The 6,164-nt window shown below is 67.4% G+C and carries 6 protein-coding genes; all 6 read left to right on the plus strand.

Annotated features, from left to right (window positions below):
• Positions 1–37: 37 nt before the first annotated feature.
• Positions 38–2,434, plus strand: a complete 2,397-nt coding sequence (locus tag PO768_RS17835; RefSeq protein WP_272647121.1) for a 3-hydroxyacyl-CoA dehydrogenase/enoyl-CoA hydratase family protein — start codon at positions 38–40, stop codon at positions 2,432–2,434.
• Positions 2,435–2,500: 66 nt separating this feature from the next.
• Entirely contained in the window at positions 2,501–3,772 is a 1,272-nt protein-coding gene (locus tag PO768_RS17840) for an acetyl-CoA C-acyltransferase (protein WP_272647122.1), read from the plus strand.
• 95 nt (positions 3,773–3,867) lie between these two features.
• Positions 3,868–4,419, plus strand: coding sequence for an alpha/beta hydrolase family protein (locus PO768_RS17845; protein WP_442953244.1), 552 nt, complete (start codon positions 3,868–3,870; stop codon positions 4,417–4,419).
• Positions 4,416–4,718 carry a hypothetical protein gene (locus tag PO768_RS17850; protein ID WP_272647124.1) on the plus strand — a complete coding sequence of 101 codons (303 nt, stop codon included), beginning with the start codon at positions 4,416–4,418 and terminating at the stop codon, positions 4,716–4,718. Before PO768_RS17845 ends, PO768_RS17850 begins: the two co-directional genes overlap by 4 nt.
• Complete coding sequence (locus PO768_RS17855; RefSeq protein WP_272647125.1) at positions 4,715–5,293, plus strand: DUF1569 domain-containing protein; 579 nt, start codon at positions 4,715–4,717, stop codon at positions 5,291–5,293. Before PO768_RS17850 ends, PO768_RS17855 begins: the two co-directional genes overlap by 4 nt.
• The gene (locus tag PO768_RS17860) at positions 5,290–6,054 is read left to right on the plus strand and encodes an enoyl-CoA hydratase (RefSeq protein WP_137941204.1); all 765 of its coding nucleotides are present in this window, start codon (positions 5,290–5,292) and stop codon (positions 6,052–6,054) included. Before PO768_RS17855 ends, PO768_RS17860 begins: the two co-directional genes overlap by 4 nt.
• Positions 6,055–6,164: the final 110 nt, after the last annotated feature.

Raw genomic sequence — 6,164 nt, forward strand, 5'->3', positions numbered from 1 at the left:
CGCCCTCGATGCCCATTTTTCTGAAGGAATGCAAACCATGAGTCGATTCCAAGTTCGCAAAGTCGCCGTGCTCGGCGCTGGCGTGATGGGCGCGCAGATCGCTGCGCACCTGGTCAACGTCAAGGTGCCGGTCGTGCTGTTCGACCTGCCGGCCAAGGAAGGTGCCAAGAACGGCATCGTCAGCAAGGCCGTCGAGGGCCTGAAGAAGCTCAAGCCCGCGCCGCTGGCCGTGCCCGAGAATGCCGCGCTGATCCAGCAGGCCAACTACGAGGAGCATCTGGAGCTGCTGAAGGATTGCGACCTGATCATCGAGGCCATCGCCGAGCGTATGGACTGGAAGCTCGATCTCTACACCAAGATCGCCCCCTTCATCGCCCCGCACGCGATCGTCGCGTCCAACACCTCGGGCCTGTCGATCACCAAGCTCAGCGAAGTGCTGCCCGAAGAAATCAAGCCGCGCTTTTGCGGCATCCATTTCTTCAACCCGCCGCGCTATATGTACCTGGTGGAGCTGATCAACACGCCGACCACCCGTCCGGAAGTGATTGATCAGCTGGAGAGCTTCGTCACGACCGCCGTCGGCAAGGGCGTGGTGCGCGCCAATGACACGCCCAATTTCGTCGCCAACCGCGTCGGCATCGCCGGCATGATGGCCACGATGATCGAGGCCGAGAAGTTCGGCCTGTCGGTCGACGTGGTCGACGACCTGACCGGCAAGAAGCTGGGTCGCGCCTCCAGCGGTACCTTCCGCACCGCCGACGTCGTGGGCCTGGACACCATGGCCCATGTCGTCAAGACCATGCAGGACAACCTGAAGGACGACCCCTTCTACAGCACCTATGCCACGCCCAAGGTGCTGGCCGCGCTGATCGAGAAGGGCGCGCTGGGCCAGAAGACCGGTGCCGGCTTCTACAAAAAGGTCGGCAAGGACATCCAGCGCCTGGACTTCGCCACTGGTGAGTACGTCGCCGGCGGCAAGAAGGCCGACGACATCGTCGCCCGCATGCTGAAGAAGCCCGCCGCCGACCGCATCAAGCTGCTGCGCGAATCGAGCAACCCGCAGGCCCAGTTCCTATGGTCCATCCTGCGCGACAGCTTCCACTATGCCGCCGTGCATCTGAACACGGTGGCCGATACCGCGCGAGAAATCGACTTCGCGATGCGCTGGGGCTTCGGCAGCAGCCAGGGCCCGTTCGAGCTGTGGCAGGCCGCCGGCTGGAAGCAGGTCGCCGAGTGGATCTCCGCCGACATCGCCGAGGGCAAGACCCTGTCCAGCGCTCCGCTGCCCGCCTGGGTCAGCGAGGGCCCGGTGGCCGAGAACGGCGGCGTGCACAGCACGCAAGGCTCGTGGAGCGCTGCTGAGGCCAAGTTCAAGCCGCGCGCCAAGCTGCCGGTCTATGAGCGCCAGGCCTTCCCCGAGTCCCTGGTGGGCGAGGGCGCGGCCGAGCCCCTGAAGGCCGGCACGGAGGAGTTCAAGAACGAAGAGATCCGCGTCTGGAGCCTGGATGGCGAGGTGTTGATCGCCTCCATCACCGCCAAGCTGCACTTGATCAGCCCCACCGTGACCGAGGGCCTCTTGAAGGCCGTCGAGATCGCCGAGGCGAAGTACAAGGGCCTGGTGATCTGGAGCCCGGACGATGTGTTCTCGGCCGGTGCCAACCTCGAAGCGCTGATGCCCGTCTTCATGAAGTCGGGTGCCAAGGGCATCGCGCCGGAGGAGAAGAAGCTGCAGGACATGATGCTGCGCATCCGCTACGCCAATGTGCCGGTGGTCGCCGCGATGCGCGGCCTGGCCCTGGGCGGCGGTGCCGAGCTGGCCGTGCATTGCGCGCGCCGTGTAGCGCATATGGAAAGCTATGTCGGCTTGGTGGAAGTGGGCGTCGGCCTGATCCCCGGCGGCGGCGGTCTGACCTATATCGCCCGCCGTGCGGCCGAGATGGCCAAGGCGGGCAATGCCGATGCGGACATCTTCGCCTTCCTGAAGGACGGCTTCACGACCGCAGCCACTGCCAAGGTTGCGACCTCGGCGCTGGAAGCGAAGAAGAACGGCTTCCTGCTGGACAGCGATATCGTCGTGCCGAACAAGGACGAGCTGCTGCACGTCGCCTCCAGCCAGGCCAAGTCCATGTTCGAGTCGGGCTACCGTCCGCCGCTGAAGGCGCTGTTCCCGGTGGCCGGCCGTTCGGGCATCGCCACCATCAAGGGCCAGCTGGCCAATATGCGCGACGGCGGCTTCATCAGCGCCCACGACTACCACCTGGCGGCCCTGATTGCCGATGTGGTCTGCGGCGGCGAGGTCGAAGCCGGTTCGCTGGTCGACGAGGAATACCTGATGTCGCTGGAGCGCAAGCACTTCTGCAGCTTGCTGGAGCACCCCAAGACCCAGGAACGCATCATGGGCATGCTGCAGACCGGCAAGCCGGTTCGGAACTAATGACCTTGCGGGACAGACCGCCCGAGCAACGCGAGTAGCTCTGTCCCCAACTGACTGGAACACATCATGAGCAAGCACGTTCAAGAAGCCTATATCTGCGCCGCCACCCGCCTGCCCATCGGCAAGTCGGGCCGGGGTTACTACAAGAACACCCGTCCGGACGAGATGCTGAGCCGCGCCATCCAGGCCGCCTTGGCCCAGGTGCCGGGTCTTGACCCCCGCGCCATCGAGGACGCCATCATCGGCTGCTCCTTCCCCGAGGGCGAGCAGGGCATGAATATCGCCCGCGTCGCGGCCGTGCTGAGCGGCCTGCCGAACACGGTCGGCGGCGTGACGGTCAACCGCTACTGCGCCTCGGGCATCACCGCGCTGGCTTTTGCCGCCGACCGGATCCGCATCGGCGATTCGGAAGTGATGATTGCCGGCGGCGTCGAGTCGATGAGCATGGTGCCCATGGGCGGCAACAAGCCCAGCCTGCCGCCCGCGATCTTCGAGCGCGACGAGAACATCGGCCTGGCCTATGGCATGGGCCTGACCGCCGAGAAGGTGGCCGCGCAGTGGAAGATCAGCCGCGAAGCCCAGGACGAGTTCGCGCTGGAATCGCACCGCCGCGCGCTGGCCGCCATCGAGGCCGGCTACTTCAAGGACGAGATGACGCCCTTCGAGATCCTCGAGCGTTCGCCCAATCTGGCCGATGGTTCGGTGAACCATCAGCGCCGCATCGTTGACACCGACGAAGGTCCGCGCAAGGACACCTCGCCCGAAGGCCTGGCCAAGCTCAAGCCGGTGTTTGCCGCTTCTGGGTCAGTCACCGCCGGCAACAGCTCGCAGACATCGGACGGCGCCGGCGCGCTGATCGTCGCCTCTGAAGCCGCGGTCAAGCGCTTCGGCCTGACCCCGCTGGCCCGTTTCGTCAGCTTCGCGGTGCGCGGCGTGCCGCCCGAGATCATGGGCATCGGCCCGATCGAAGCCATTCCGGCCGCGCTGAAGCTGGCCGGCATCTCGGCCCAGGACCTGGGCTGGATCGAGCTGAACGAGGCCTTCGCCGCCCAGTCGCTGGCCGTGCTGAACGATCTGGACAGCAAGGGCATCGTGCTGGACCGCAGCAAGGTCAACCCTAACGGTGGCGCGATTGCGCTGGGCCACCCGCTGGGCGCGACCGGTGCGATCCGCGCCGCCTCGGTGATCCACGGCCTGCGCCGCACTGGCGCCAAGTACGGCATGGTGACCATGCGCGTCGGCGCCGGCCTGGGTGGGGCCGCCATCATCGACCGCCTCTACGCGTTCCTGACACGCGCGGCCTCGGCCGCGCGTTCGCTGGGGAGTCCCGCAGCATGACGATCAGCTTCCGCGCCGGCGACGGCTTTGAACTGAAGGGCCATCTGTATGGCGATGCGGCCACGGCCAGGGCCGGCCTGCTGATCGCGCCTGCCATGGGCGTGGAGCAGCGCTATTACGCCGACTTCGCCCACTGGATGGCGGCGCAGGGCTGGCTGGTGCTGAGCTTTGACTATCGAGGCATGGGTGCCTCGCGGCCGGCCGAGATGCGGCGCTCGCTGAAGGGCCTGGACGCGGACATCCGCACCTGGGCCGAGCGCGATGCCGCCGCCGCGCTGGATGAGTTGTCGCGCCGCCTGGGCAGCGAGACGACACCGATCCATTGGCTGGGCCACAGCCTGGGCGGTCAGATCCTCGGCCTGCTGCCGAATCGCGAGCGTGTCAGCCGCGCGATCACCGTCGGCTGCGGCAGCGGCTACTGGCGCGAGAACTCGGCGGGCCTGAGGCGCTATGTCTGGTGGCTCTGGTATGTGGTCGTGCCGCTCGCCCTGCCGCTGTTCGGCTATTTCCCGGGCCGCAAGCTGCGCAAGGTGGGCGATCTGCCGCGCGGCGTGATGGCGCAGTGGCGGCGCTGGTGCCTGGACCCCGGCTACATGATGGGCGAGGGCGGCCAGGCGCTGCGCGCGNCGATCTGCCGCGCGGCGTGATGGCGCAGTGGCGGCGCTGGTGCCTGGACCCCGGCTACATGATGGGCGAGGGCGGCCAGGCGCTGCGCGCGCAGTACGCTGCGCTGTGCACGCCGATGCTGTCGCTGGCCTTCACCGACGACGAGTTCATGTCCCGCCGCAACACCGAGTCGCTGCACGGCTTCTATGCCGGTGCCAGCCCCGAGCTGCGCCGCATCGCACCCAAGGATGTCGGCGCACGCCGCATCGGCCATTTCGGTTTCTTTCGCAAGCACTTCGAGGCCAGCTTGTGGCCGCAGGTGCCGGCCTGGCTGATATGAAGCGCCGCCATCTGCTGCTGGCGTCCGCCTCGCCGCTGCTGCTGAGCGGCTGCGCCGGCGAGCTCTCGCCCGGCTTCAGCAGCTGGCAGCAGGCCCGCGAGTCGGTGCTGGAGCTGATGTTGCGCCAGCATCATCTGGCGCACGAGCGCTGGAGCCTGCCGCAGCTGCTGCAGCATCTGGCGCAAAGCATCGAGTTCTCGATCCAGGGCTATCCCGAAGCCAGGAGCGCGCTGTTCCAGCAGACGCTGGGCCGAGCTGCCTTCGCGGTGTTCGACGCCCGTGGCCAGATGAGCCACGATCTCGCCGAGCCGATTCCCGGCGCGCCCGCGCTCGATCCCGAGCAAGGCCTGAAGATCGCGGTGCAACGCCTGCTGGACGCGATGCAGGCCTTCAGCGCGCACAAGGGCCTGTTCAAGCCACATTTCGCCTATGGCCAGCTGGACCGCGCCGAATACCAGCGCGCCCACCTGATGCACCTGGCCAACCACTGGACCCAGGTGCAGGCGCTGACCGCCACGGCCCGGGCCGCCGCGAACCCCGACAATCACATCCATTCCAAGGAGACCCCGACATGACCATCAAGACCGCCATCGTCAACGGCGTGGCCAGCATCGAAATCGCCCGCCCCGAGAAGAAGAACGCGCTGACCTCGGACATGTACCAGCAGATGGCCGATGCGATCAACGCGGCCGCCACGGCCGGCGAGGTGCGCGCCGTGCTGATCTACGGCCAGCCCGGCATCTTCACCTCGGGCAACGATCTCGAGGACTTCATGGCCCGTCCGCGCTCGGGCGAGGACGCCCCGGTGTTCCAGTTCATGCGCGCGCTGCTGGGCTGCGACAAGCCGGTGATTGCCGCCGTGACCGGCGGTGCCATCGGCATCGGTACCACCATGCTCTTGCACTGCGATTTCGTCTTCGTTGCCGACGACGCCCGTCTGGCCATGCCCTTCGTCAGCCTGGGCCTGGTGCCCGAGTTCGCCTCCAGTCTGCTGGTGCCGCAGCTGATGGGCAACCGCCGCGCGGCCGAGAAGCTGCTGCTGGGCGACCCCTTCACCGGCGAGCAGGCGGTCGAGTGCGGCATCGCCAATGCGGTGCTGCCGGCCGGCGAGGTCGTCAACCATGCGCGCCGCGTGGCCGAGCGCTTCAACAAGCTGGCCCCCAGCGCGGTGCGTGAGAGCAAGCGTCTGATGCGCGCGCCGCAGGCCGAGGCCGTGCTGGCGACGATCAAGACCGAAGCCGAGATCTTCGGCGCCCGCCTGCGCAGCCCCGAGGCGATGGAAGCCTTCCAGGCCTTCTTCCAGAAGCGCCAGCCGGACTTCAGCAAGTTCGAGTAAGCCCTCGGCATGTTGCAGCTCGCGCCTATCGTGCGGTTGGCGCTGGCGCCGCTGCTGCTGTGGCAGGGCGCGCGCGTGCGGCGCCAGGCCCTGCGCCTGCCCGAGGCCGA

The organism is Paucibacter sp. XJ19-41 (assembly GCF_028462495.1).
Taxonomy (GTDB): Bacteria; Pseudomonadota; Gammaproteobacteria; order Burkholderiales; family Burkholderiaceae_C; genus Roseateles_E.